The organism is Dyella dinghuensis (assembly GCF_003977615.1).
GTDB lineage: Bacteria > Pseudomonadota > Gammaproteobacteria > Xanthomonadales > Rhodanobacteraceae > Dyella_B > Dyella_B dinghuensis.
In genome coordinates, this window is the sequence record NZ_RYZR01000003.1 from 494,925 (window position 1) to 520,633 (window position 25,709).

A 25,709-nucleotide genomic window follows, 5' to 3' on the forward strand; every position below is an offset into this window, starting at 1 on the left:
TGCTGCCGGACCGTATGTGCTGGTGGCCGACGACGACGCGACCAGCCGGTGCTTCCTGGGGAATGCCCTGCAGCAGCTCGGTGCGCGCGTGGCTTTGAGCCCCGATGGGGGAGCGGCGCTCAATCGAGCACGCACAGAAGCGTTTGACCTATTGCTGCTCGATTGCCGCATGCTGGACACCGATGCCGTAAGCGTGCTGAACCAGCTTCGCGATGACATCCATGCCCTTTCGGCGCGCACACCCGCGGTCGCGAGCAGCGCCGAGCTCGATGCCAGCAAGCAGCGCAGCTTATTGGAGGCCGGATTTCATGCGGTCCTGCTCAAACCCTGTACGTTAAGTGATCTGCAGGGCATCCTGGCCTTCGCGGCGATCGATAGCCAGCAACTGCCGCTGCTGGACGACAAGCTCGCCTTGAACGCCAGCGGTACGCCTGCCGTTATGCAGGCCCTGCGCAAACTCTTTCGCCAGGAATTGCTCCATCTGAACGAGGAACTTGACGCGCTAAGCTCGGATGCCACCGCGCTGGAAACACGGCTGCACAAGCTTCGTTCTTCCTGCGGCTTTTGCGGGGCAGCGTCATTAGCCGAACACAGCATGTCGTTGCAACGCCATTTGAAACTAGCGCAGCGCGGAGCGATGCTGCCGCTGGCTGATTTTCGCCAATCGTTGTTGCAGACAATCCAGGCGCTGGACGCGCAGTGACTTCAGCGGCGTGTCAGCGCGCCGCGCAAAACACGCCAGGCACGCAATTCGACACCGCCGAGGTGAAAGCGAATCAATTCGCGCATCGTGCCGCGAAGCGCTTGCAGTCCCTGTGCGTCGGGCATGCGATCTTCGCCCAGCGCCAATAGAACGCTGCCTTTCAAGGCATGCGGATCGGTGGCATTGCAAAGTACTGCGCCATGCTCAGGGCGATAGGTATAGGTTGCATCGGGTTGCAATGGCGCATCGCCGTCCGCCTCAACCTCCAGCTGCATGGCGTAACCAAGCGACGCAAGCAGATCTCTTTCAAAACGACGCAATTGCCAGCTCAACGACTCCCCGGTAGCCAAGCGGCCAAGCGTCTGCGCGTAGGCGGAGTAAAGCGTGGAAAGCGGATCCTGGCGCTCGGTCAATCGCACGACCAGTTCGTTGACGTAGAGGCCGGCGAGTGCGGCATCACCTGATAAACGCAACGGCAACGACGACAATTCGGCATGACGCAATGTCGCCAGCTCGCCGCGCAGCTGCAGATCGAGCAGCAACGGTTGAAAAGGCTCCAGTTGCGCCCGCGATACCCGGGAACGCGCGCCGCGTACGCCACGCGCGACGACGCCGAGACGTCCCGCATCGCGCGTCAGACATTCGAGCAGCAACGACGTTTCCCGATAAGGGCGCGAATGCAAGACGAAGGCAGGCTGTTGCTCAAGGAGCATGATGACCGCCGCCCCATCGTTCCTGCCGGATCATCACTTTCGCTAGTCCGTGTAACCAAACTGCTTCAGCAAAGACTCGTCGTCCGCCCAACCCTCACGGACCTTCACCCACAGTCGCAGAAAAACCTTGCGATCGAACATGCGCTCCATATGCCGGCGCGCTGCCGTGCCAATCGCCTTGAGTTGCTCGCCGCCCTGACCGATCACAATGGCCTTTTGACCGTCGCGCTCCACCCAGATCACCGCGTGAATTTCCGCAATGCCGTCCGGGCGATCCTGGAATTGTTCGATCTCAACCGTAGTCGCGTAAGGCAGCTCCTGATCCAGACGCAACATCAGTTGCTCGCGCACCATTTCTGCGGCGAGGAAGCGTTCGCTTCGATCCGTAATTTCGTCTTCGCCAAACACCGGCGCACGCACGGGCAAGCGCGTGATGATGTCATGCGTCAGCGCTTCCAGGCCCTTGCGCTTTAAAGCACTGACATAGTGCACAGCTTCAAAGCTGTGCTTTTCACTCAGCTCCGCAACGAAGGGCAGCAACGCCGCCTTATCTTTCGTCAGGTCGACCTTGTTGATGACGAGCAATCGCGGCACCTTTTGCTCATCTAGAGCTTCGTAGAGCGCCTCGTCTTCATCGGTCCAGCGCCCCGCCTCGATCACCTGCACAGCCAGTTCCACTTCGCTGATGGCCGAACGAACCGCACGGTTGAGGCTGCGATTCATCGCGCGCTTGGCGCCACGGTGCAACCCGGGCGTATCCACATAAAGGATCTGCCCCGCTTCGCTGGTAGCGATACCAAGGATTCGATGACGCGTCGTTTGCGGCCGTGGGCTGACGATAGACAAGCGAACGCCGATCAGGGCGTTGAGCAACGTCGATTTGCCGACGTTCGGTCGTCCGGCCAGTGCAACGAAGCCACAGCGGAAATCCGGATGCGGCAATTCGTGTTCGGCGAAGTCGTCTTCGCGATCGTCATTCATGGGATAAAAATACTCTCGTGGACGGCTGTAAGCATGGCGCTACCTGTCTGCGAGCGCCACTGAAAAATACAACGTGATAAAACGGTTAATGAGGAGACAGGCCATCCTGATCGGATGCCCGGCGCCAGGTGTCATGGGCTGTCGCGGGTATCCAGCAATCGGCTCAGCACCATTTCTGCGGCATCCTGCTCGGCCAGCCGGCGACTACTGCCCCGCCCCGCGGCAGTGATGGCCATCGGTTCCATGACCACGCAATTCACATCGAAGATGCGCGCGTGGTCTTCGCCTTCACTGCCCACCAGCTCGTACTGAGGCAAGGGCCAACCTTCGGCCTGCAACCACTCCTGCAACCGCGTCTTGGGGTCCTTGGAGGAGCGCGGCAACGCGGTGACGCGATCGGCAAACAGGCCTCTCACCGTCTGGCGACAGGCCTCAAAACCACCATCGAGGTAAACCGCAGCGACAAGCGCTTCGAATGCATCGGCAAGGATCGAGTCTCGCCGAAAGCCACCGCTCTTGAGCTCGCCCGAGCCGAGCTTGAGACGATCGCCAAGCTCAAGTTCGCGCGCCATCTCGGCAAGCGCCTGACCGTTCACCAATTGCGCACGAAGACGTGACATCTCGCCTTCACTGGCCTTGGGATGCGTCTCATACAGCATCTCGGCGACGATGGCTCCAAGCAAAGCGTCGCCGAGGAACTCCATCCGCTCGTTGTTGGGTTTACCCGCGCTACGATGCGTCAACGCCAATATGGCAAGCGATGGATCGCGGAAGTGATACGTCAGCTCCACTGCGTCTTACTGAGAAGCGGCAACGTTGCCTTGTATGGGCACACTTTTTTCAAAGTGCACCAGAAAATCGATGTTGGAAATAAACGGAATGTCCTTGTCGTACGCAACTTGCAACTGAAGCCCCTGTTCGCCCTTTGCAATGGTGATGTCGTCGGGCGTGATCGTGCCATCGCTGACGTACTGATAGTCCATCTTCTTGATTAGATCGTTGCGGATCTGTAGCGGCGTCTTACCCTCAAAGTTCTCGGTCGCCATATCGTTCATGGCTTTTTGCACACCCATAAACTCGGTGTATGCCGGCACGAGCTTCATCGCCATATAGGCAAAAAAGCCAACCACCAGCAATAAAATCAGAAAACTGATCAACGTCATGCCTGCATGCTTCGATTTCATAGCCCCCTCACTATGCCGCCGACGCGGCGCGTTCCGATTCAAACCGGCCTTGTAGCCTACTTTGCCCGTTATGCCCACGCTCCGCCAGCGACATGTTCACGGTTCGACGAGGGCTGGCAATGGCTGCGATTTAACGGATGACCGTTCCGATGCGGTGGAAATCCACGGCGCCAGTATGGAGCCCCTTCCAGCTAAACCAGATCATGAAGGCTTTGCCCACCAGATTCTGCTCGGGCAGACACCCCCACCAACGGCTGTCTTCGCTGTTTTCACGGTCATCGCCCATTACGATATAGCAGTTCGGCGGCACGACGGAAGGCACGCGCGAATTGGGGATCGGCGGCGTCGGGCCGCGTGAAGGCATGCGTGCAATCAAGTGGTTGACCGAGCCCAGCTGCTCGGACCAGATCGTCGCGTTGTTGTAGAGCAGCTCGTTGTCCTCGGCGCGATTCGGGTTGCCCTTGAAGGGACCGATTTCCGTATCGACAACCGGCTTACCGTTGATCACGATCTGACTGTCGTGAACTTCGATCGTATCGCCAGGCAAGCCAATGACACGTTTGATCCAATTCTGATTGGCAACCGGCGCATGCGGATCCGTGCAGGAGATATCGCCGCTGCGGACCGTATTGCCGTTCTCGTCCTGACAGATGTAACCGGGAAACCTGAACACGACGACGTCGCCACGCTTGGGCTCGCCAAGGCCGACGACTTTGTTGTTGAACGCCGGCAGGCGCAACCCATACGCGAACTTGTTGACCAGGATGAAATCGCCAACGTCCAGCGTCGGCATCATCGAACCGGACGGAATGCGAAACGGCTCGGCGATGAATGAGCGCAGCAACAGCACGACGAAGATGACCGGGAAGAGCGAACGCGCCCAATCCACGGCGGCGGGATCACGGTAATCCTCACGTGCCGCGTCGAAACGTGCCTTGCGCTTTTTGTAGAGAAACAGGCGATCAAGGCCCCACACGACGCCAAAAACGACGGTGAGTGCGAGCAGAATTGCCGAAAAATCAAAATCCATGCGATGACTCCATAGCCCGATGCTATTTGTCTACCTTAAGCACGGCGAGGAAAGCTTCCTGCGGAATCTCAACCCGACCGACCTGCTTCATCCGTTTCTTGCCTTCTTTCTGCTTCTCCAGAAGCTTCTTTTTGCGGCTCACATCGCCGCCATAGCATTTGGCCAAGACGTTCTTGCGCAGCGCTTTCACGGTTGAACGCGCGATGATCTGCGCGCCAATAGCCGCCTGGATCGCGACGTCGAATTGCTGACGTGGAATCAGGTCCTTCATGCGCTCGACCAGATCGCGGCCACGGCGATCGGCATGACTGCGATGCACGATCAGGCTTAATGCATCAACGCGATCGCCGTTGATCAGCACGTCCACACGTACAAACGGACCGGCATCAAAGCGCTCGAGGTGATAATCCATCGACGCATAACCGCGCGACACGGACTTGAGCTTGTCGAAGAAATCGAGCACGACTTCCGCGAGCGGAAGCTCGTAGCTGATTTGCACCTGCGTCGCGAGATACTGAATCGAACGCTGCACACCACGCTTTTCTTCGCACAACGTGATGATGTTGCCGATGTAATCGGGTGGCGTAAGGATGTTGGCAACGATGATCGGTTCGCGAATCTCTTCGATTTGCGGCGACGCGGGCAAATGCGCTGGGTTATCCAGCTGCATGATCGTGCCGTCGGTCTTGAGGATCTCGTAAACCACCGTCGGCGCGGTCGTGATCAGATTCAGATCGTATTCGCGCTCGAGGCGTTCCTGCACGATCTCCATATGCAGCATGCCAAGGAAGCCGCAACGGAATCCAAAGCCCATGGCCTCGGAGCTTTCCGGTTCGAAGAACAGCGCAGCATCGTTGAGGCGCAGCTTGTCGAGCGCCTCGCGCAGCGCCGGATAATCGTCCGCAGACACCGGAAAAAGGCCCGCGAACACACGTGGCTGCATGGTCTGGAAACCGGGCAGCGCGTGTGGTGCTGGCTTGGATGATGACGTGAGCGTATCGCCCACAGGCGCGCCGTGCACATCCTTGATGGCTGCCGTGATCCAGCCCACTTCACCCGCGGAAAGCTTTTCGAGCTTCTTGCGTTTGGGCGTGAAGACGCCCACTTCGCTGACCTCGTGCGAGCGGCCGGTGGACATCACCAGTAGCTTGTCGCCAGGTTTGATTTCGCCCTGCATGATGCGCACGAGCGAAACGACGCCGAGATAGTTGTCGAACCACGAATCGATGATCAGCGCCTGGAGGCGATCAGTATCGCGCGGCTTCGGTGGCGGAATGCGGGCCACGATGGCTTCGAGCACTTCGATCACGTTCTCGCCCGTCTTGGCGCTGACGGCCACGGCATCGTCTGCGTGAATGCCGATAACCGCTTCGATCTCACCCTTCACTTTTTCAGGATCGGCGGTCGGCAGGTCGATCTTGTTGAGCACCGGCACCACTTCGAGTCCCTGCTCCACTGCGGTGTAGCAGTTGGCAACTGACTGCGCTTCCACGCCCTGCGCCGCATCGACAACCAGCAACGCGCCTTCGCAGGCCGCGAGCGAACGACTCACTTCATAGGAGAAGTCGACGTGGCCGGGCGTGTCGATGAAGTTGAGCTGATAGGTCTTGCCGTTGCGCGCCTTGTACGGCAACGACACGGACTGCGCCTTGATGGTGATGCCGCGCTCACGCTCGATTGGGTTGCTGTCCAGCACCTGGGCTTCCATCTCACGCTCGGCCAGTCCGCCGCAAATTTGAATGATGCGGTCGGCAAGCGTCGACTTGCCGTGATCGATATGGGCGATGATGGAGAAATTGCGGATCAGTTCCATGGAATACGCTGTCAGCTTCACCGCCTCGTGCGATGCACAGGCAGCCTATCACCGGGATGGCGACATTAGCCGCGCATTATCGCATGGAATGCGACGCGCAACTGTACGAGTTAGTCCGCAAATTCAAAGGCCTGCTTGTTAAAGCAGGCCTTTGGGAGCGAATCACTCATCTTTGTCGGCAGGAACCGTAAGCGCGACGAAATTCGTCGCATCGCCCCTGCGAACGAGGAGCAGCACCGTGTCCCCGGGTTTCACGCCTGCGGTGGCGGCCTTATAGGCCTCCACGCTGCCTACCTTCTTTTGATTCACCATCAAAATCACATCACCCGGCTGCAGACCGGCCTGGGACGCGACCGGACCGGTAACGTCGGTTATCCCCACGCCCTCGCCTGCTTTCAGACCCAACTGGTTGCGCGCGGACTGATCCAGGCTTTGCACGCTCAGGCCGAGCGCATCGGCACCCCCGGAAGGTGCTGCTGGCGTCCCGGCAGAGGAACGGGCACTCGTGTCTCGCGACATGGTGCCAACGGTGACATTGACCGTCTTGTCCTGGCCGTTGCGGTAAACCTCGATTGGCACCGTGGTGCCGGGCTTCGTCATCGCAACCATCGGCGGCAGATCCGAACCTTGTTCAACCGGATGACCGTTGAACGCAAGAATGACGTCACCCGCCTGCAAACCCGCCTTCGCGGCCGCGCTTTGCGGCGAAACGCTCACGACGATCGCGCCTTTGGAACTGCCAAGCTTGAGCGCCTTGACCACATCGTCGTCCACCGGCTTGACCATCACACCCAACTGGCCGCGCGTGACATAGCCCTGGGTTTTCAACTGCTCCACCGCGTTCATCGCCACGTCGATCGGAATCGAGAAGGCGATGCCCTGATAACCACCGGTGTCGGAATAGATCTGCGAATTGATGCCGACGACCTGGCCTTGCAGGTTGAACAGCGGTCCGCCGGAATTGCCTCGATTGATCGGAACGTCGGTTTGAATGAACGAAGTATCAGGCTGATCCTGATTGCCCATGGTTCGACCCACCGCACTGACAATGCCTTGCGTCACTGTGAAATCGAACCCAAAGGGCGAGCCAATCGCCAACACCCACTGGCCCGGCTTCAGCAAGCGCGAATCGCCAATGGTCACCGCCGGCAGACTTCCACCCGCATCGACTTTCAACAACGCGATGTCATAGGTGGGATCGGTACCGACCACTTTCGCCGTGAGCGTGCGGCGATCCTGCAGGCGAACCGTCACGGTGTCGGCATGATCGACAACGTGATTGTTGGTGAGGATGTAGCCGTCGCTCGAAATGATGAAGCCGGAACCCAACGACGTATGCGCCTGGTCTTCCGGCGACGGCATCATGGGCATACCGAAGAAACGTCGGAAGAGTTCCGCCTGAGGATCATCCTGTCCTTGTGCCGGGTCGGCCCCCTTGGGGCGGCGGCCGGAATATTTGGCTTCGACGTGGACGACGGCGGCAGCGTTTTTCTGCACGATGCCGGTGAAATCGGGCAATCCAGCAACAGGGGCGGCAGTTTGAGCAAGCGCCAGACTGGATCCCGCGAGACCCAAGGCTAAGGCGCAGCACAACAGGCTGCTGGCAAAACGGGGTTGACTCATGGATTCCTCCTCAGTTCCGGGCGCCCTTACCCGTTCCAGGGTAAGGGATGGAACGGGAGGACAATTTAAGAAAACAGGAAGCGCGTAGGGCCGTTGCTGGAAGCGGCAGGGTTAACGCCCTGCGGCTCCCTGATTGGCTGCGCGTTGCGGTGCGGCCTTGGCCTGCGGTGTATCAATCAGCAGCAGATAACTGCCGTCCTGATTGTTGAGGGCCTTGTAGCCCTTGATGGAATAGCCCTGTCCGGCGATCGGATAGCGCTGAAACAGCAGATTGTCCGACGGGTCCGACAACGTGGCCGAGGCTTGCTGGCTCAAGCTGGACGCCGAATAGGCGCTCAACGAGGGTGGCACGGCAGACAGCGCACTACTGACGGGGCGCTGCACATCGGCAACCGCTCGCGGCTCGGCTTGAGGAGCCGGGTTAACCGACGCCAGATGCGCCGAATGACCGGAATCCCGAGCCGTCGGCTGTGAAACCATCAGCGCTGCGACTGCAACGCTGGCAGCAATCGCGCCACCGACGGAAAGGCGCAACCAATCGCGGCGATGCGAAGCGACCTGCGAGGCAGCCGTCTGCTCGTCTTCGATGAGCTGCATGACCCGCGACGCAAAGCCGGCACCCGCCAGGGGTGGCAGTTGCTGACGCAGGCTATCGCCCGCTACGTGATAGCGAGTCCAAACCTGAAGCAGCGACGTGTCGTGATCGAGCCTGCGCAACAAAAAGCGCAGCTCTTCCTTGGACAGCTCGCCGTCCATTGCCGAAGAGAGATTTTCCATGTTCGCATCACTCATGACATTCAATCCTCGCGGTCAGTAAGCAGCGGCCGCAACTTCTCGTCGATCGCCTCACGTGCCCGGAAGATACGAGAACGTACCGTTCCGATCGGGCAGCCCATAGATTCGGCAATCTCTTCATAGCTGAGGCCTTCCACTTCACGCAGCGTAATGGCCGTCCGCAGCTCCTCGGGCAAAGCTTGGACAGTGGCAAACACGGTTTGTTCAATTTCTTGTCGCATTAATTCGCGTTCGGGGGTAGCCCCCTCCTGCATGCGGTCTGCGCCGGGCACGAAAACGGCGTCTTCGACCGAAATATCGTCGGTCGGAGGGCGCCGGCCCATGGCCACCAAGTGGTTTTTGGCCGTGTTGACCGCAATCTTGTACATCCAAGTATAGAAAGCACTCTCGCCCCGGAACGAGCCGATGGCCCGCCAGGCGCGGACAAACGCCTCCTGCGCCACGTCCTCGCATTCGGCGTAGTTATGGATATAGCGGGAAATAAGACCGATGACCTTGTGCTGATACTTGCGAACCAGCAAGTCGAAAGCGCGCTTGTCCCCGTTTTGTACACGCTCAACCAGCGCACTATCGAGTTCGTTTTCGCCCATCCGGGCTGTCTCCTTCGTTACCGCGCCATACCCGGGATGCCGTCCATCGAATGGGTGATCTGCTCAGACCGGCGCCGTGCCCACAAGTTCAGCACGGACCGATGGCTTATCGGTCGATTCTAAGATAGGGACGTTCCACCAGCGCTCAAGCTGGCAAACGGTCCTCGATGCCGGACAGCAAGCGCTCACGTTCGCTCAGCAAGCGCTCGAAACTGCTTTGGGGCAAGGGCCGGCAGAACAGGTAGCCCTGCAATTCATCGCAATTGTTGGTGCGAAGAAATTGCAGATGCTGTTCGATTTCCACACCTTCGGCCACCACACCACGCTTCAACCGGTGCGCCATTTCGATGGTCGCGCGGACAATGGCCTCATCATCCGGATCGACGCCGATATTGCGCACGAAGCTTTGATCGATCTTGATGCGATCGGCCGGCAGCTTGCGCAGATAGTCCAGCGATGCCGCGCCCGTACCGAAATCGTCGATGGCGATATGACAACCCTGACGATGCAGCTTCTGCATGTTTTCCATCAGGTTCGGGGCCGCCTTGATGCTGATGCTTTCCGTCACTTCCAGTTCGAGCAATCCAGGTTCGAGCCCCGTTTCCTGCAATACCTCGGCAACGAGTTCGGAGAGATCGGGCTGCATCAACTGCACGGCAGAAAGATTGACGCCAAGCCGCAGGCGCAAACCGAAGCGGTCCTCCCAGATCTTCGCCTGTTTGCATGCCGTGCGCAGAACCCATTCGCCGATCGATACGATGAGGCCCGTTTCTTCGGCCAACGGAATGAAAAATCCTGGGCCGATATTGCCGAGCTCGGGATGCTCCCAGCGAAGCAACGCCTCCATGCCGACGATGTCTTCGCTGGTCGCGTTGATCTGCGGCTGATAGAAGACACGCAGCTCGCCATTGCCTTCGGCATGGCGAAGCCGTGCTTTCAACGCGGCATTCTGTTGTTCTTGCGCGGGACTGACGTCGTACACGCGATAGTTGTTGCGCCCCATGCTCTTGGCCGCATACATCGCTTCGTCCGCATGCTTGAGCAGGGTTTCCGCGTCAGGGGCATCTTCCGGGAAGAAGCTGATACCGATGGACGCGGTAACCTGTATCTCCGGACCGTCTTCCAGATGCAGCGGTGCATCCATCAACTGCACGATCTTGTCGGCGACGCGCATCACGTCATCCGTCTTCACGATATGCCGAAGCACGATGGTGAATTCGTCGCCGGCATATCGTGCGACCGTGTCGGACGCACGAACGCTGCTGCGAAGGCGCTGCGTTACCGCAACGAGCACCTGATCGCCCACTGCGTGACCAAGCGTATCGTTGATGAACTTGAAACGGTCCAGGTCGACGAACAGCACCGCAAACGTTTCGCCCGTGCGATTGGCTTCGCGAATGATGGTGTCGAGGCGGTCGTTGAACAGCAGACGGTTTGGCAATCCCGTCAGCGCATCCAACAAGCCTTCCGCTCGCCCCTGTTCGCGCGTGCGACGCAGCTCGAGCATGTGCGCAAAATGCGCCGCCGAGCAGTGCAGCACTGGCTCGAGAATTTCCGGCTCGGCGAAGGGATTGCGACTGCCTGCGAGCAACGCACCGAGCACATTGCGTCGTTCGTCAAGTAGTGGCAGACCGACAAATCCGCGCAGACCCAACTGACCAATCAATGGATCGACATCCGCAAGACGTCGCGCATCGTTCGGATGCATGAGCGTGCGGCCGCCCAGCACAAGCCGCAACGAACTCTGCAGTTGCGGTCCGGGCCATACCTGCTCGTCACCGCGCCAGCGCTGCACGACCTGTACCGGAACGCTGCTTTCCTCCGGCCGCGCCGACCACACGGCGAGGTAATCCATACCCATTTCATCGAGCAGCAATTGTGCGGTGTCTTTGATGCCCGCATCGTCGTGACTGCCGCTGAACAAACGCGCCAGCAAGGTCAACGCAACCGCAGGGCGCACGCCGGCAAGATCGCTGCGGAACTGCAGTGCAATCAAGTCGCGGCCGTTCTGCTGCACACGGCGCGCGCTTGCTTCGCCTGTGTCATGTCCTCGGATCGATTTGCGCTGAGCGGCGAGCCATCGGCGATCGGCATCGGCAAAGGCCTTGTCCATGCTGACGCTTTCAAACGACAGCACTTCGCTCAAGCTCAGGCTGGTCAACACACTGTTGGCCAAACCGCTGTGCCGCATGTACGCGGGACTGGCCTCGACAACGCGCTGCGCCAGCGGATCAATGATGAGCCAGTCGCCGTCGCCGTCTTCAAAGACAAAACGGTAGTCGCCGCCCGATGGACGTGCAGGCGATGCACTTACTGCCTTGCTGACCGGCTTTTCTTCGACGGCCGCTACGGCTTCAACCGTACCGCCTTGCAACTGTTGCCAACGCGGGATCAGCTCGGTACCGACTTGCGATGCGTAAAGCCAGCCACCCACCACCGCCGGCAATTGCGTAGGTTTGATGGTGGCGTCATCGATCAGCACAGCGAGAATCGGCGCGTCCGTACACGGCGGCAGCAAACGCAACTGTTCGCACAACGTCAGACTCGAACGGCCATCGCCATCGAAGGCCACGACAATCAAAGCGAGCGGCTCGCGCCCTTCCAGCAAAATGGCGGCATGCGTGGTATCGCGCGCGGAATGAATCGGCGGATGCCCTTGACCATCGAGCACATCGAACAGCTCGCGGCGCAGTTCGCGCTGCGACGCGACCAGCAAGATGCCCCCTTTGAACACCGGCGCGGTCACAGTAGCCAGCGCCCGTCGCGCAAACGCGGACGTTGCGCTACTTGGGACGTGCTGCTCAGACGCACAGCGACATCGTCGAGGCTCGCCGTCAAAGCGGGCGCAGCATCCAGAAGCACCACACGCCGCACATGTCCTGCCGGTGCGCGCGCGAGTTGGCGCAGCAACGTGCTATCCATGGCGGACATGGGCAGCGGAAAACGCTCGAACAGATATACGCCGAAGTGGATGCTCTGCTGCACGTAGCGCAGTGCATTACCCAATCGTTGCGAGCCAGGTATGCGCGCATGATGCGCTTCGCGCAAATTCGCCATGCCGCTTTCATGTTGCCAGACGTAAACAGACTGACCGTTGTTGCGGGCAATGGCACGAAACTGTTCGATCAGCACGGCGGTGTCTTCGTGCTCAAGCACGACCAACCCTCCGGGCGCTGTCAGAACGCGCTCGTAGATGTCGCTGCCGGCAAGCGGCGAAGGAGCCAGAAGGGAAGCCATAATGCCCGAGGTCAGTAAACGCTCCTCTAGCGTCACCCGCCCTTGCGCCAAGCGCAATAGTCAAAATGCTGTGACGTGACGCACGCTACACCCTGATTGCGGCAGTGCGGCAAGCCAACGTCAGCGTCTCGCAATCATCGCTGCGGGACGGTATGGTGAGGCCTTCCCATGGCCATACCCCTATCCCCATGTTCGAAGGACTGCGCTTCAATCATTGGAAAACGAGCCTGGACGACAGCGGCATCGTCACGCTGACCCTCGACCGCGCCAACAGCAGCGTCAATGCCATTTCCCGCGAGGTATTGGACGAACTGGGCCAGATCGTCGAACGACTGGCTATCGAAAAGCCCGCTGGCGTGATCATCCATTCCGCCAAGGCGAATGGTTTTGCCGTGGGGGCGGACATCAAGGAGTTCGTCGAATACGCCAAACGCGGGAGCGTGCAGGAAAATATCGAGAACGGTCAGCGGGTTTACGAATCGCTGGCGCGTCTTCCCTGCCCGACCGTAGCGGCCATCCATGGCGCCTGCATGGGTGGCGGGACGGAATTGATTCTGGCCTGCCGTCAACGCATTGCCACCGATGACGACAAGACCCGCATCGGATTGCCCGAAGTGATGTTGGGCATTCATCCCGGCTGGGGTGGATCGGCGCGTTTGCCGCGGCTGATCGGCGCTCCGGAAGCGTTGCCCGTCATGCTCACTGGTAAAGCGCTATCCGCACGGCGCGCCAAGAGCCTGGGCGTGGTCGATCGATTGGCTCGCCCGGAAGAACTGCTGCCTGAAGCACGCGCATTGCTACGCCACCCGCATGCCCGTCCGTTTGCACAGCGCGCCACCGCATGGGTAACCAATACGTGGCTGGCGCGGCAAATTCTTGCGCCCATGGTGATCAAACAAACGGCGGCCAAGGTACGCAAGGAACATTACCCTGCACCTTTCGCGCTCATCGACGTTTGGAAGCGCGGCGGCAGCAGCATCCAGCAACGCTTGAAACTTGAAGCGCGTTCTGTCGCCAAGCTTACGGAAACGCCGACGGCGCACAACCTCATCCGCATCTTCTTTCTGCAGGAACGGCTCAAAGGTCAAGGCAGCGGTGTTGATCCGGAGATTCGCCATGTGCACGTTGTCGGCGCGGGTGTCATGGGCGGCGACATTGCAGCCTGGGCTGCATTCAAGGGTTTCGATGTCACTCTGCAAGATCGCGAGATGAAATACATCCAGCCCGCACTCGATCGCGCGCAGGCACTTTACGAGAAGAAGCTCAAAACACCGGAAAAGGTGGAACAGGCGCGCAAGCGGTTGCGTGCGGATGTCGAAGGCACGGGCATGGCCCAAGCCGACCTTGCGATCGAAGCGATCTTCGAGAACGCCGAAGCGAAAGAGGCGTTGTACGCAACGATCGAACCGCAATTTACGGGTGACGAAATTCTCGCGACCAATACATCCTCCATTCCTTTGGATGAATTGCGCAAAGGATTAAAGGCGCCGAAACGTTTCCTGGGACTGCATTTCTTCAACCCCGTTGCACAAATGCCGCTGGTCGAAGTCGTGCGTCATGATGAACTCGATCCGGCCATCGAAAAACGCGCGCTGGCATTTTGCAAAGCAATTGGAAAATTGCCTGTCGCCGTCAAGGGAACGCCGGGCTTTCTGGTCAACCGCATCTTGATGCCGTATCTGCTCGAAGCGCTGCGCCTTTACAACGAAGGCGTGCCCGGCCCAGTGTTGGATAAACAGGCCAAAGCGTTCGGCATGCCTATGGGTCCGATCGAACTGGCCGATACGGTTGGCCTGGACGTTTGCGCGTCGGTCGGCAAAGAGCTGGCGCCATTCCTTGGTCTGGAGCTTCCGCCGGGTCTGGAAGACAAACTGGAACCCGGCAAACGTGGCAAGAAAGACGGCCAAGGCCTCTATACGTGGCACGACGGCAAGCCGCAGAAACCGGAAGTCGATGCCGATTACACGCCACCGCCGGACCTGCAAGACCGCATGATTCTTTCGATGGTGAACGAGGCCGTTGCCTGTCTCGGAGACGGCGTTGTCGACGATGCCGATCTTCTCGACGCCGGCGTGATTTTCGGTACCGGCTTTGCACCTTTCCGCGGCGGCCCGATCCAATACGTACGTACTGAGGGCGTAGATGCGATTCGCCAGAAGCTCGAGGCACTGTCCAAACGCTACGGCGAACGTTTCACGCCAAAGAACGGTTGGGATCATCCCGCTCTGAAACAGAACGGATTCGATTTTCCGACCGGCAGCTGATGCCGCGCAGATGAAAATGAAGAAGGCGCCCTACGGCGCCTTCTTTCATTCACCACATCAGATCGTCGGGAACGCCGTCTTCCCCGACTCCACCACTGGCCGAAGGATCGACCAGCAACGCGACGAGGTGCGGATCAATCGCGCGGATCTGTTCGGCGGTCGATTGTGCGACCAGCACATAACGTCCGGCGTTCTGGATAACGCCTAACTTACCGGCATTGAGTTCGGCCAGTTGCGCCGCATCGACGTAAAGCCGGCGAATCTTCCCACCGTATTCGAAGTGACGAACCTGATCGGCATCGGCCTTGTTCAGCGCGTTTCCTTCGAGCAATTGCTGGACCTTGGCCTTGCGTTCGCGCTTCAGGCGCGCCTGTTCAGCCGATTCCTGCTCGGCGCGCTTGCGCTCGTTGGCTTCCGTTTGCGCGCGGATGGCGTACGCCTTGGCGAGATCGATCTCTTCCTGCGTGCGCGCAGGTTTGGGCTTGTGATGCTGCGGCTTGCCCTTGCCGGGCGGCGGCGTCTGTCTGACGGGAGGCTGCTGCTGGCGCTTCTCGTCCTTGAGCTGTTTGACGATGCCGCTCTTGAGCAGCTGATCTCGTAGTGAATCGACCATGATCAAATCCGAAATTTCGTAGTGCGTTTCAATAGTGCGGCGGTGGAGGTTCGCTATGCGGGTCGTGACCTTGACCGGTTCGCACCGTAGCAAGTTCACTGCGCAGGTCGCGAATCATGCGCTCAAGCGTCGCAATCCGCACGGACTGGTCGGCGTCGGCAGTAACGAGCGCCTGCACAGCATCATCGATGAAAGCCAGCTTCACTTCCAACTCGGTGAGGCGTTGTTCGTAATCGCTCATGATTGATCGGTGCGCAAAACGCTACGGCCACGGCCAATGCCGTAATACGCCAACCCGGCTTCTTCAACCACAGCGGGCTCATAAAGATTGCGCCCGTCAAAAATGACCGGCTCCTTCAACGCCGCACGAATGCGTGCAAAATCCGGGCTGCGGAACGCCTTCCATTCCGTGATGATCGCCAGCGCATCGGCGCCGTCCAGCGCCTGATACGCGCTATCGCACAACACCAGATCGTTACGATCGCCATACACACGATGCGTTTCGTGACGCGCCTGGGGATCGTAAGCCCGCACGGTCGCACCAGCTTCCCACAGCGCTTCCATCAAGCGGCGGCTGGACGCTTCGCGCATGTCGTCGGTGTTGGGCTTGAACGCGAGTCCCCACAGTGCAATCGTGCGGCCACGCACGTCGCCATTGAAGTAGTGCGAGATGAAGTCGAACAGTTTGGTCTTCTGATCGTGGTTAACGGCTTCCACTGCACCAAGCAAACGTGCCGGATACCCTACGCCACGCGCCGTGCGCTCGAGCGCCTGCACATCCTTGGGGAAACACGAGCCGCCGTAACCGGCGCCGGGATAGATGAAATGGTAGCCAATGCGCGGATCGGAACCGATGCCCTGACGCACAAGCTCGATATCCGCTCCCACGAGTTCGGCGATATTGGCGATTTCGTTCATGAAACTGATCTTGGTCGCCAGCATCGCGTTGGCGGCGTACTTGGTCAGCTCCGCCGAACGCACATCCATCACCACGGTACGGTCATGGTTGCGGTTGAAAGGCGCGTACAACTTTCGCAGCATGCCAGTCGCGCGCTCACTCGAACTGCCAATCACCAGGCGATCCGGACGCAGACAATCTTCCACCGCGTCGCCTTCTTTCAGGAATTCGGGATTGGACACGACATCGAATTCCACCTGCGCGCCGCGCGCAGAAAGCTCGGAAGCGACGGCTTTATGCACGCGATCTGCCGTGCCGACCGGCACCGTGGATTTATTGACGATGACGGTGTAGCGGTCGAGATGGCGCCCAATCGATTGAGCGACGCCGAGCACGTATTTCAGATCGGCACTGCCATCCTCATCCGGCGGCGTTCCAACAGCGATGAAAATGATCTGTGCGTGCGCCACCGCCGCGGAGGCTTCGGTGGTGAATTCGAGCTGCCCATTGGCGTGATTGCGCCGCACGATGGGTTCGAGCCCTGGCTCGAAAATCGGAATTTCGCCGCGCTTCAAACGCTCGACTTTGCTCTCATCGATATCGACGCAGACGACGTGGTTGCCCATCTCGGCGAGGCAGGCACCGGTGACCAGACCCACATAACCGGTTCCAAAAATCGTGACTTTCATCGGATGGGATCACAACCTTGTTCGAAGCCGCCAATTCTAACAGGGCCTATAAGAAACCTCAGTGTCACCCGCAAAAGCGCTACATCGCACAACAAAACAGGGCGCGAATTGCTTCGCGCCCTGCTCGTGTATCGCTTGCGACGTACCAGCGATTACTGCTGGCCACCGCCTGCATCGCCACCACCCGGGGCACCGCCGCCCGGGGCACCACCGTCCTGTGCGCCCGCAGGCGTCGGACCGGTGCTGATCAGCGTGATGTCGAAAATCAGCGTTGCATTCGGTTCCGGGAAGCGCGACGGCTCCGAACCATAAGCGAGGCTCGCCGGAATGAACAGCTTGTAATGGCCGCCAACCTGCATCAGCTGCAGACCTTCGCGGAAGCCCGGAATGACGTGGGCCAACGGAATCGAAACCGGGCCACCGTTCTGCTGCGAGCTGTCGAACACGCGACCATCAACAAAGGTGCCGGTGTAGTTGATCTTGACCGTATCGTTCGGGCCCGGACGTGCGCCGGAACCTGCGGTAAGCACCTGGTACTGCAGACCCGAGGCCGTCACCTTCACGCCCGAAACCGACTTGTTCTTTGCGAGGAACGCAGTGCCTGCAGCCTGGTTCTTGGCCGATTCGGCGTCGAACTCAGCCTTGGCCTTGGCCTGCATTTCCGTCATGAACTCTTTCCACGTGGCCTGTGCCTGCGCATCGGACATGTTCGGCTTCTGACCGTTCAGCGCGGCTGTCACAGCCTGGCCGACGACAGCCGGGTCTACGTTCTGGCGGATAACGCCAGGGATCGAACCCACCATCTGATAGCCAAGGATCTGGCTGGCTTGAGCTTTGTTGGCAACCGGGGCGGCTGCGGAGCTCGATGTCTGGGCCTGCGCGCCAGCGGTGATACCCAGCGCAACGGCCAGGGCGGCCGCAGTCAGCGTGGGTCGCAGAAAATGCTTCATTTGGAAATCCCTCGTGTATTGGATATGCCGGCGTGCCGGTCGGACCTCCCCCGAATGGAGGCTGGCCTCGCATTGTGCGGTGTCATGTCCGGTCTTGGCAACGACGTTCAGGTAATGACCATCAGCCCGGATAAAGGTTCACCGCTGCGATTGTGCTCAACTTCTCATTCAGTTTGATTCGTGACCATCGGATGACGGTTTTTCGAGAGTTTCGCGCAAGGCAGCCTGCAGGCGCGCATGAACTTTCACCAGGGCGCGCCAGAGCACCACCGCGAGCACCACTGTCACGGCGACCAGGAAAACGGCTACACCGCGTGGCGGCAGAATCGCCGACCCCAAGACGCTAACCAGCACCGCCAGCGCCAAAAGTGTTGCCAAAGGAATCAGCCTCGCAAGAACCTGCCGGATCGCCTGGGTGTAGGAGCCTGCAAATCGCTCCCGAATACCCAACTCGGCCAGCAACATGCCCAGTGCCTCGGCTTTTCGATAGATCGCGATGAGCAGCGGCAAGGAAAAAAATAAAGCACACGCCCAGATCACCGAATGACGAAGATCGCGATCGAGCCCCCATTGCGTGAATCGATCCGCGTGATGGGCATTCACGTACGCACCGATGACGAACAGCGTGACGACCAACGCAATGTTGACGGCTATGTGCCAGAGCAACCGCCGGAACATCGCAGCAAGCGTGGCGTTTTCGTCAACGGGCCGTAGATTTTCCAGCCAGCCGCTGTAACTGCTCATCAGCAAGCGGAAGGATGTTGGCAAAACGCGCTGCCCTACCCCTGCGATCACATCCGTCGAACGCAGCAGATACGGCGAGACAAGCATGCAGATCAACGCAGCCGCTACGGCAATCGGATAGATGAAATCATCGACGGCGTTGAGCGAAAGTCCAAGCGTGGCGATCACAAACGAGAACTCGCCGATCTGTGCCATGCAAAGACCCGTGCGCAACGATGTTCGCGCATCGTGGCCAATGAAGAACATACCGACGCTGCAGACCACGCTCTTGCCGATCATGACGGCGAGTGCCACGAAGATCGCCGGCAGCGCGTAATGACTCAATTGAACGGGATCGATTTTCAGGCCAATAGCCACGAAAAACAGCGCCGCAAACATGTCACGCAACGGCTCGACCAGATGAATGACGCGCGGCGCGCTGCGTGCCTCGGCCACCACGGCACCGGCGAGAAAAGCGCCCAACGCGACGCTAAAGCCCAGTCGATCGGCGAGCAGACTCGCACCAAAACAGATGCCCAGCACGCTCACAAGCAGCGTTTCGTCGCGATCGAAATGTGCGATGTAGTCGACCAGTCGCGGCAAAAGCAGAAGGCCGACGATCATGCCGGCAACCACGAACAAACCCAGATGTCCGATGAGGCTGAAAGCTGTTCCCGTTTGCACCGTGCCGCGAATCGCTACCGCGGTAAGCAACGTAAGAAGCACGATCGTCAGCATGTCTTCGGCGACCAGCATACCGACCACCAGGCGCGCAAACGGCCATTGGCGAAGACCGTTTTCGGTCAATGTGCGAGTGGCCACCATGGTCGATGACAGCGACATGATTGCGCCGAGGAACAATGCGCTTCGATTACTCCAGCCGAACAGTTGCCCAAGCTCGTAACCGAGCCACAGCATGAAACCAACTTCAACAACGGTGACCAGCAACAACGCACCGCCGACTTGCCGCAACTTGCGCACGCTGAACTCCAGTCCCAACGTGAACATCAGCAACACCACACCGAGATTGGAGATATCGCCGATCGTGCGCGGATCGGCGACAAGCACGCCGGGTGTATGCGGACCAATCAGCACACCGGCGAGAATGTAGCCCGGCAAGACCGGCAATCGCAGACGCTGAAAAATCACCGTCGTGGTGCCGGCTACCAGCATCACAAACGCAAGGTCGCGAACAAAACCGATGTCGTGCATGCGTTTCCTCGCGACCAAGATTCAGTCACAGCTTAAACCGAAGCGTTACCATCGCCCGGTGATCGCATCACTCGAAATTCTGTTCATCCTGGAGCGCTTTTTTCCAAAAAAACGCTTGACGGAAATGTGAACCCATCCTATTCTTTCGGGCTTCCAGCAGGGGGCCATAGCTCAGCTGGGAGAGCGCCTGCATGGCATGCAGGAGGTCGGCGGTTCGATCCCGCCTGGCTCCACCAACATACACGTCCCCATCGTCTAGAGGCCTAGGACATCACCCTTTCACGGTGGCGACCGGGGTTCGAATCCCCGTGGGGACGCCAACTTTCACGAGTTGGAAATGGACTTAGTATGTTGAAGATGTTGGATGGTTGTACAACGCGGAGCGGTAGTTCAGTCGGTTAGAATGCTGGCCTGTCACGCCGGAGGTCGCGGGTTCGAGTCCCGTCCGCTCCGCCATTTGTTGTCAAACATGTTCTACCAGACATGTTGCTACCAAACATGTAGTCCCAAAAGGCTCGCCATCGTGCGAGCTTTTTTGTTGCCCGCGAAACGCTTGCCTGATCGCACTTATTTGATGGCCGGCGCCAGCGTACTGGCCGAATGGCCCTGCTCCGCCAGATATTCCAGCCAGCGCGCGAGAAAGCCGTTCATCTGCAAGCGATGCTGAAAAACCGTGTGGGCAGGTGGAAACGGCCCCAACACCTGCCAAAGATGGCGTCCGGGATGGCAATGCAACGCTTCGGCGACATGCGCATCGTTGTAGACGCGCAACTGCGCCGACGGTGCGCGAAGACCGGTCTGCGTATCGACAAATCCGTAGGTGAGTTCCAGCTCCAGCGTGTACGGATGACATTCCTGCACCACCAGATGCACCGGCAAACCGTCGTCGACATCCGACACGTAATCGCCGACAGCTAGCTTTTGAGGCGCAAACAGGCGCGTCAGCCGGTGGTAGTTCTCGGCATAAAGCCCCATCAGGAATTCGAAGCGTCCTGGCAACAGGGCGGCACGGCGGTCGAGCACGGCACTCATGGGCGGTATGGTTACTCCAGCACTTAGAACATGGTTTTTTCGATACCGAACTGATCGAAGATCTTGCTCGCAATTTCCTCAATCGACACGTGGGTCGTATTGAGGGACGGAATACCTGCTTGCCGCAACAACCGGTCGGCTTGCTCCAGCTCCCAGCGGCACTGCTTTAACGTAGCGTATCGGCTGCCTGGGCGGCGTTGTTCGCGAATCTGCGCCAGCCGGTTAGGCTCAATGGTCAATCCGAACAGGCGGCTTTTGTGGGCTCGCAGCTTCGGAGGCAGCTCGAGCTTTTCCAGATCGTCGTCGGTAAGCGGGTAATTGGCGGCGCTGACGCCATAATGCAAGGCCATGTAGAGGCAAGTAGGTGTTTTTCCTGAGCGGGACACGCCAACAAGGATCAGATCCGCCTGGGAATAATCCACGTCGATGCCGTCGTCGTGGCTCAGCGCGTAGTTGGTCGCGTTGATGCGCGCCTCGTATTTGGCGAAGTCCACCAGACCGTGCGAACGGTTCACGGCGCCGGAATGGCGTGTGTGCAGCTCATCTTCCAGCGGGCCGATAAAGGGGGCGAACACGTCCAGCATCAGCGCGCCGCTGGTCGCCACGATCTCGCACAGCTGCGGATCGGCCATCGTATTGACCACGATCGGCCGCTCGCCGCTTTGCGCGTAGCGCGTCTTGATACGTAGTGCGGCGGCTTCCGCTTTGTGGGCATCATCGATGAAGGGCAAACGGTGTTTCTCGAACTGCACCCCCTCAAACTGCGCAAGAATGCTGTTTCCGATCGTCTCGGCCGTAATACCAGTGGAATCGGAGATGAAAAAAACCGAGCGCTGCATGCGTGGGTCCGTGGGCCTTGAGGTTCCTGCCTTGCACCATATCGCAAGCGTGCAAGCCTGTCTTTGCTTGACTAGCACCTGACTGGTATGCAGTTGGCGCGGCGCAAAACCGGAATGGTCTTCTTGTGCCGCGCACCATCGGCAGCGGACAATACCAGTTCTTGTGCGGTCCGATTCCCCCTACGCCGCCTCCCAGTCACACCCTAAAGAGCTCTTGAGGAGACACCCTTGAACGATCTGGTGCTTTGGCTCGACCAACTGCGCATGACAGACCTTGGAAAGGTCGGCGGTAAGAATGCGTCGCTCGGCGAGATGATCGGCAACCTGTCCCAGCTGGGGGTCTCCGTGCCCGGCGGTTTCGCCACCACGGCCGATGCTTTCCAGGATTACCTGGAAAAAAGTGGTCTGGCCAAGCGCATCGTCGAGCGCCTCGCCACCCTCGATGTCGATGATGTGGACGCACTGGTCGCCGGCGGCAAGGAAATCCGGAGCTGGATCGTCGATACCGCCCTGCCCGCCGATCTGGAAAAGGCAATCCGCGATGCCTACGCCAAGCTCTGCAAGGACGCCGGCAGTAACGACATCGCCGTGGCCGTGCGCTCGTCCGCGACGGCTGAAGACCTGCCCGATGCGTCCTTTGCCGGCCAGCAGGAAACCTTCCTCAACGTCGTCGGCATCGACGACGTGCTGCACAAGGTGAAGGAAGTCTTCGCATCGCTCTACAACGATCGCGCGATCGCCTATCGCGTGCATCACGGCTTCAAGCACGAAGACGTGTTCCTCTCCGCAGGCGTGCAATTGATGGTGCGCTCGGATGTGGGCGCGTCGGGTGTGTTGTTCACGCTCGACACCGAATCGGGCTTTCGCGATGTGGTGTTTGTCACCGGCTCTTACGGCCTCGGCGAAATGGTCGTCCAGGGCGCCGTGAATCCGGATGAGTTCTACGTTTTCAAGCCGACGCTGAAAGAAGGCAAGCCCGCCGTGCTTCGTCGCAGCCTCGGCGCAAAACAGCAGCGCATGGTGTATTCCAGTGCGCCGGGCGAGCGCGTGCGCATCGAAGAAACACCGGCCGCCGATCGCAACCGTTTCTGCCTCACCGATGACGAAGTGCAGGAACTGTCCAAGCAAGCATTAGTGATCGAAAAACACTACCAGCGCCCGATGGATATCGAATGGGCGAAGGATGGAAACACCGGCAAGCTCTACATCGTGCAGGCGCGGCCGGAAACGGTGAAATCGCGTGCCCATGCGACGCAGCTGGAGCGTTTTCATCTCAACGAGAGAGGCAAGGTGCTCGCCGAAGGCCGCGCGATCGGCCAGAAAATCGGCAGCGGTAAAGCGCGCGTGATTCGCTCGCTGGCCGACATGAACAAAGTGCAGGCCGGCGACGTGCTGATCGCCGATATGACCGACCCCGATTGGGAACCGGTGATGAAGCGCGCATCCGCCATCGTGACCAATCGCGGTGGTCGTACGTGCCACGCGGCGATCATCGCGCGTGAGTTGGGCGTACCTGCCGTCGTCGGCACCGGCAACGCCTTGGATACGATTCCCGACGGCCACGAAGTCACCGTGTCGTGCGCCGAAGGCGATACCGGCACGATTTATGAAGGGCTGTTGAAGTTCGATCGCGTCACAGCGGATCTGGGCGACATGCCTGAAGCGCCGCTAAAAATCATGATGAACGTGGCGAATCCGGAACGCGCTTTCGATTTTGGCATGCTGCCCAATGCGGGTATCGGTTTGGCGCGCCTGGAAATGATCATCGCCAGCCACATCGGCGTGCATCCGAAGGCGCTGCTCGAATACAAGCTGCAGGACGCCGAAACCAAGGCGAAGATCGATCAGCGCATCGCCGGCTACGCTGATCCGGTGAGCTTCTATGTTGATCGTCTGGCTGAAGGCATCGCCACCATCGCGGCGTCGGTGTATCCCAAGCCGGTGATTGTGCGCTTGTCGGACTTCAAATCGAACGAATACGCCAACCTGCTCGGCGGCTCGCGTTACGAACCGCACGAAGAAAATCCGATGATCGGCTATCGCGGCGCCAGCCGTTATGTCGACGCAGGATTCACCGAATCGTTCGGGCTGGAATGCAAGGCCGTGAAACACGTCCGCGAAGTGATGGGCCTCACCAACGTATGGGTGATGATTCCGTTCGTGCGCACGCTCGACGAGGGCCGCAAGGTGGTTGAGGTGCTCGGCAAGAACGGCCTCAAGCAAGGCGAGCACGAGCTGAAGATCATCATGATGTGCGAACTGCCCTCGAACGCGCTGTTGGCCGACGAATTCCTCGACATCTTCGACGGTTTCTCCATCGGCTCCAACGACCTGACGCAGCTCACGCTGGGCCTGGATCGCGATTCGAGCATCGTGGCTCACCTCTTCGATGAACGCGATCCGGCCGTGAAAAAGCTGCTGTCGATGGCGATCCAGACCGCTCGCAAGCGCGGCAAGTACGTCGGCATCTGCGGCCAGGGCCCGTCGGATCATCCGGATCTGGCCGAATGGCTGATGGATCAGGGCATCGAATCGGTGTCGCTGAATCCGGACACGGTGGTGGATACCTGGTTGCGTTTGGCCAAGAAAAAGGCGGGCTGATATCGGTTAACAAAAGCCAGCCAGGCGCAGTCTTGCTCTTTAGCTCGTCATTCCGGCGAAGGCCGGAATCCAGTGTCGACAAGCTCCAGACGTGCTCATACACATCAAGCGATATCGCTACTGGATTCCGGCCTTCGCCGGAATGACGAGCAAGAGCGAAACGGGGGCGGTGAAAACACCGCCCCCGTTTCTTTTGACATGACTTCAGGCCTAGAAACTACGAAACGTTCGCGCTGTCCATTTTTGGAACGGAATAAACAAACCGATCCAGAGCCGACAAAAGCGAGGGCGCCATGCGCGGATTGATGCAACTCCTTTACAGAAACAAAGGATTCATCGTCTTCATGATCGGCATGGTGATGTTCCGCAGCGCCCTCGCCGATTGGAGCGTTGTACCCACCGGATCCATGCAGCCGACCATCCAGATTGGCGATCGCATCTTCGTCGATAAGGCCGCCTACGACATCCGCGTTCCGCTCACGCACATCTCGCTTTGGCACATCGCCGATCCACAGCGCGGCGATATCGTCGTGCTCGATTCACACGCCGCGAATGAGCGATTGGTGAAACGCGTGATTGGTATTCCCGGTGATGAGATTGCGCTGCGTGGAAACGTGCTTTACGTCAACGGCGTCGCCGCCACATATTCGCCAACCGCCGTGCAAGGCATTCACGACGACATCGGCGATCACGCGCTCTATGAAGTGGAACACGCCGGCAACGTGCAGCATCTCGTCCGACTCTCGCTCTACCGTCCCAGTGAGATGCGCGACTTCGGCCCCGTCAGGGTGCCTGCCCGGCAATACCTGCTGATGGGCGACAACCGCGACAACAGCATGGACTCGCGCTACCTGGGCTTTTTCCCGCGCAACGAGATCATCGGGCGCTCGCGTTACGTCGCCCTGTCGCTGGATCCGGACAACCACTATTTGCCGCGAGAAAAGCGCTTCGGCGCGCGCCTGGACAGCGTCGCACTAGCACCGCAATAGCCCCAAAACGGCCCCGCCGCCTGTTGTCATGATTCCGCTCAGCACGTATCATGTCCGGCTCGCGTGGACCACACGCACCCTTTTGGAGAGGTGGCAGAGTGGTCGAATGTACCTGACTCGAAATCAGGCGTACGTGTAAGCGTACCGTGGGTTCGAATCCCACCCTCTCCGCCAGCTACGTCAAGTAGTTACAAGATCCCGGCCTGGTGCCGGGATTTTTGTTTCTTGCA

Annotated in this window: 22 protein-coding genes and 4 tRNA genes; 8 read left to right on the plus strand and 18 right to left on the minus strand. The window is 59.3% G+C overall.

From position 1 onward, the window contains the following. The first annotated feature begins 16 nt into the window (after positions 1-16). Positions 17-703, plus strand: a complete 687-nt coding sequence (locus EKH79_RS05245; RefSeq protein WP_233590193.1) for a response regulator — start codon at positions 17-19, stop codon at positions 701-703. A gap of 2 nt (positions 704-705) precedes the next feature. Here EKH79_RS05245 and recO read toward each other — a convergent pair whose 3' ends face one another. From recO to EKH79_RS05300, 11 genes are all read right to left on the minus strand, one after another. Beyond that, complete coding sequence (recO, locus tag EKH79_RS05250; RefSeq protein WP_126672728.1) at positions 706-1,416, minus strand: DNA repair protein RecO; 711 nt, start codon at positions 1,414-1,416, stop codon at positions 706-708. A 42-nt stretch (positions 1,417-1,458) separates the two neighbouring features. Beyond that, the gene (gene era / locus EKH79_RS05255; protein ID WP_126672729.1) at positions 1,459-2,397 is read right to left on the minus strand and encodes a GTPase Era; all 939 of its coding nucleotides are present in this window, start codon (positions 2,395-2,397) and stop codon (positions 1,459-1,461) included. A 131-nt stretch (positions 2,398-2,528) separates the two neighbouring features. After that, a complete protein-coding gene (gene rnc, locus EKH79_RS05260) occupies positions 2,529-3,188 on the minus strand; it encodes a ribonuclease III (RefSeq protein ID WP_126672730.1) in 660 nt (219 codons plus the stop codon). 6 nt (positions 3,189-3,194) lie between these two features. Next, entirely contained in the window at positions 3,195-3,560 is a 366-nt protein-coding gene (locus tag EKH79_RS05265) for a DUF4845 domain-containing protein (RefSeq protein WP_425478469.1), read from the minus strand. 151 nt (positions 3,561-3,711) lie between these two features. Beyond that, on the minus strand, positions 3,712-4,611 hold the full coding sequence (lepB, locus tag EKH79_RS05270; protein WP_126672731.1) for a signal peptidase I: 900 nt from the start codon (positions 4,609-4,611) through the stop codon (positions 3,712-3,714). 22 nt (positions 4,612-4,633) lie between these two features. Continuing rightward, positions 4,634-6,424 (minus strand): translation elongation factor 4, encoded by a 1,791-nt coding sequence (lepA, locus tag EKH79_RS05275; RefSeq protein ID WP_126672732.1) that lies wholly within the window; start codon positions 6,422-6,424, stop codon positions 4,634-4,636. Between the two features lie 162 nt (positions 6,425-6,586). Further along, on the minus strand, positions 6,587-8,047 hold the full coding sequence (locus EKH79_RS05280) for a Do family serine endopeptidase (RefSeq protein WP_126672733.1): 1,461 nt from the start codon (positions 8,045-8,047) through the stop codon (positions 6,587-6,589). 111 nt (positions 8,048-8,158) lie between these two features. After that, positions 8,159-8,839 carry a sigma-E factor negative regulatory protein gene (locus EKH79_RS05285; protein WP_126672734.1) on the minus strand — a complete coding sequence of 227 codons (681 nt, stop codon included), beginning with the start codon at positions 8,837-8,839 and terminating at the stop codon, positions 8,159-8,161. Positions 8,840-8,844: 5 nt separating this feature from the next. Further along, positions 8,845-9,432: an RNA polymerase sigma factor RpoE gene (gene rpoE, locus EKH79_RS05290; RefSeq protein WP_126672735.1), complete on the minus strand. Its 588-nt coding sequence runs from the start codon at positions 9,430-9,432 to the stop codon at positions 8,845-8,847. Between the two features lie 145 nt (positions 9,433-9,577). Further along, positions 9,578-12,148, minus strand: coding sequence for a putative bifunctional diguanylate cyclase/phosphodiesterase (locus tag EKH79_RS05295; protein WP_233590194.1), 2,571 nt, complete (start codon positions 12,146-12,148; stop codon positions 9,578-9,580). A 26-nt stretch (positions 12,149-12,174) separates the two neighbouring features. Then, entirely contained in the window at positions 12,175-12,669 is a 495-nt protein-coding gene (locus tag EKH79_RS05300) for a hypothetical protein (RefSeq protein ID WP_126672736.1), read from the minus strand. A 188-nt stretch (positions 12,670-12,857) separates the two neighbouring features. On the opposite strand from EKH79_RS05300, the gene EKH79_RS05305 reads away from it, so the two are divergent. Beyond that, positions 12,858-14,933: a 3-hydroxyacyl-CoA dehydrogenase NAD-binding domain-containing protein gene (locus EKH79_RS05305; RefSeq protein WP_126672737.1), complete on the plus strand. Its 2,076-nt coding sequence runs from the start codon at positions 12,858-12,860 to the stop codon at positions 14,931-14,933. 49 nt (positions 14,934-14,982) lie between these two features. Here EKH79_RS05305 and EKH79_RS05310 read toward each other — a convergent pair whose 3' ends face one another. The 5 genes from EKH79_RS05310 to EKH79_RS05330 all read right to left on the minus strand — a co-directional run bounded on the left by EKH79_RS05310 (position 14,983) and on the right by EKH79_RS05330 (position 20,018). Further along, positions 14,983-15,546, minus strand: a complete 564-nt coding sequence (locus EKH79_RS05310) for a DUF2058 domain-containing protein (protein ID WP_126672738.1) — start codon at positions 15,544-15,546, stop codon at positions 14,983-14,985. 28 nt (positions 15,547-15,574) lie between these two features. Beyond that, on the minus strand, positions 15,575-15,787 hold the full coding sequence (locus EKH79_RS05315) for a SlyX family protein (RefSeq protein WP_126672739.1): 213 nt from the start codon (positions 15,785-15,787) through the stop codon (positions 15,575-15,577). Continuing rightward, positions 15,784-17,133, minus strand: coding sequence for a UDP-glucose dehydrogenase family protein (locus tag EKH79_RS05320; RefSeq protein WP_126672740.1), 1,350 nt, complete (start codon positions 17,131-17,133; stop codon positions 15,784-15,786). The genes EKH79_RS05315 and EKH79_RS05320 overlap by 4 nt, the downstream gene beginning before the upstream one ends. 152 nt (positions 17,134-17,285) lie before the next feature. Next, positions 17,286-18,083 (minus strand): FKBP-type peptidyl-prolyl cis-trans isomerase, encoded by a 798-nt coding sequence (locus EKH79_RS05325; protein WP_126672741.1) that lies wholly within the window; start codon positions 18,081-18,083, stop codon positions 17,286-17,288. A gap of 168 nt (positions 18,084-18,251) precedes the next feature. Then, a complete protein-coding gene (locus EKH79_RS05330; protein WP_126672742.1) occupies positions 18,252-20,018 on the minus strand; it encodes a cation:proton antiporter in 1,767 nt (588 codons plus the stop codon). Between the two features lie 160 nt (positions 20,019-20,178). Between EKH79_RS05330 and EKH79_RS05335 the strand changes: the two genes are divergently transcribed. From EKH79_RS05335 to EKH79_RS05345, 3 genes are all read left to right on the plus strand, one after another. Then, a tRNA-Ala gene (locus EKH79_RS05335) sits at positions 20,179-20,254 on the plus strand. Between the two features lie 8 nt (positions 20,255-20,262). Continuing rightward, positions 20,263-20,338: transfer RNA gene (locus tag EKH79_RS05340), tRNA-Glu, on the plus strand. A gap of 59 nt (positions 20,339-20,397) precedes the next feature. Beyond that, positions 20,398-20,474: transfer RNA gene (locus EKH79_RS05345), tRNA-Asp, on the plus strand. A gap of 111 nt (positions 20,475-20,585) precedes the next feature. On the opposite strand, the gene EKH79_RS05350 is transcribed toward EKH79_RS05345, so the two are convergent. Together EKH79_RS05350 and ppsR are read right to left on the minus strand one after the other, a co-directional pair. Then, the gene (locus EKH79_RS05350; RefSeq protein ID WP_126672743.1) at positions 20,586-21,050 is read right to left on the minus strand and encodes a DUF1249 domain-containing protein; all 465 of its coding nucleotides are present in this window, start codon (positions 21,048-21,050) and stop codon (positions 20,586-20,588) included. 23 nt (positions 21,051-21,073) lie between these two features. Next, complete coding sequence (gene ppsR, locus EKH79_RS05355) at positions 21,074-21,889, minus strand: posphoenolpyruvate synthetase regulatory kinase/phosphorylase PpsR (RefSeq protein ID WP_126672744.1); 816 nt, start codon at positions 21,887-21,889, stop codon at positions 21,074-21,076. 228 nt (positions 21,890-22,117) lie between these two features. Between ppsR and ppsA the strand changes: the two genes are divergently transcribed. The 3 genes from ppsA to EKH79_RS05370 all read left to right on the plus strand — a co-directional run bounded on the left by ppsA (position 22,118) and on the right by EKH79_RS05370 (position 25,653). Beyond that, positions 22,118-24,490, plus strand: coding sequence for a phosphoenolpyruvate synthase (gene ppsA, locus EKH79_RS05360; RefSeq protein ID WP_126672745.1), 2,373 nt, complete (start codon positions 22,118-22,120; stop codon positions 24,488-24,490). A gap of 293 nt (positions 24,491-24,783) precedes the next feature. Then, the gene (gene lepB, locus EKH79_RS05365; protein ID WP_126672746.1) at positions 24,784-25,479 is read left to right on the plus strand and encodes a signal peptidase I; all 696 of its coding nucleotides are present in this window, start codon (positions 24,784-24,786) and stop codon (positions 25,477-25,479) included. An 84-nt stretch (positions 25,480-25,563) separates the two neighbouring features. Further along, positions 25,564-25,653 (plus strand) — tRNA-Ser (locus tag EKH79_RS05370). Positions 25,654-25,709 lie beyond the last annotated feature (56 nt).

Coding starts and splice junctions, on each gene's coding strand:
- recO (WP_126672728.1), bottom strand. CDS start 1,416: ATGCTCCTTGAGCAACAGCCTGCCTTCGTCTTGCATTCGCGCCCTTAT.
- era (WP_126672729.1), bottom strand. CDS start 2,397: ATGAATGACGATCGCGAAGACGACTTCGCCGAACACGAATTGCCGCAT.
- EKH79_RS05265 (WP_425478469.1), bottom strand. CDS start 3,560: ATGACGTTGATCAGTTTTCTGATTTTATTGCTGGTGGTTGGCTTTTTT.
- lepB (WP_126672731.1), bottom strand. CDS start 4,611: ATGGATTTTGATTTTTCGGCAATTCTGCTCGCACTCACCGTCGTTTTT.
- lepA (WP_126672732.1), bottom strand. CDS start 6,424: ATGGAACTGATCCGCAATTTCTCCATCATCGCCCATATCGATCACGGC.
- EKH79_RS05280 (WP_126672733.1), bottom strand. CDS start 8,047: ATGAGTCAACCCCGTTTTGCCAGCAGCCTGTTGTGCTGCGCCTTAGCC.
- EKH79_RS05285 (WP_126672734.1), bottom strand. CDS start 8,839: ATGAGTGATGCGAACATGGAAAATCTCTCTTCGGCAATGGACGGCGAG.
- rpoE (WP_126672735.1), bottom strand. CDS start 9,432: ATGGGCGAAAACGAACTCGATAGTGCGCTGGTTGAGCGTGTACAAAAC.
- EKH79_RS05300 (WP_126672736.1), bottom strand. CDS start 12,669: ATGGCTTCCCTTCTGGCTCCTTCGCCGCTTGCCGGCAGCGACATCTAC.
- EKH79_RS05305 (WP_126672737.1), top strand. CDS start 12,858: ATGTTCGAAGGACTGCGCTTCAATCATTGGAAAACGAGCCTGGACGAC.
- EKH79_RS05310 (WP_126672738.1), bottom strand. CDS start 15,546: ATGGTCGATTCACTACGAGATCAGCTGCTCAAGAGCGGCATCGTCAAA.
- EKH79_RS05315 (WP_126672739.1), bottom strand. CDS start 15,787: ATGAGCGATTACGAACAACGCCTCACCGAGTTGGAAGTGAAGCTGGCT.
- EKH79_RS05320 (WP_126672740.1), bottom strand. CDS start 17,133: ATGAAAGTCACGATTTTTGGAACCGGTTATGTGGGTCTGGTCACCGGT.
- EKH79_RS05325 (WP_126672741.1), bottom strand. CDS start 18,083: ATGAAGCATTTTCTGCGACCCACGCTGACTGCGGCCGCCCTGGCCGTT.
- EKH79_RS05330 (WP_126672742.1), bottom strand. CDS start 20,018: ATGCACGACATCGGTTTTGTTCGCGACCTTGCGTTTGTGATGCTGGTA.
- EKH79_RS05350 (WP_126672743.1), bottom strand. CDS start 21,050: ATGAGTGCCGTGCTCGACCGCCGTGCCGCCCTGTTGCCAGGACGCTTC.
- ppsR (WP_126672744.1), bottom strand. CDS start 21,889: ATGCAGCGCTCGGTTTTTTTCATCTCCGATTCCACTGGTATTACGGCC.
- lepB (WP_126672746.1), top strand. CDS start 24,784: ATGCGCGGATTGATGCAACTCCTTTACAGAAACAAAGGATTCATCGTC.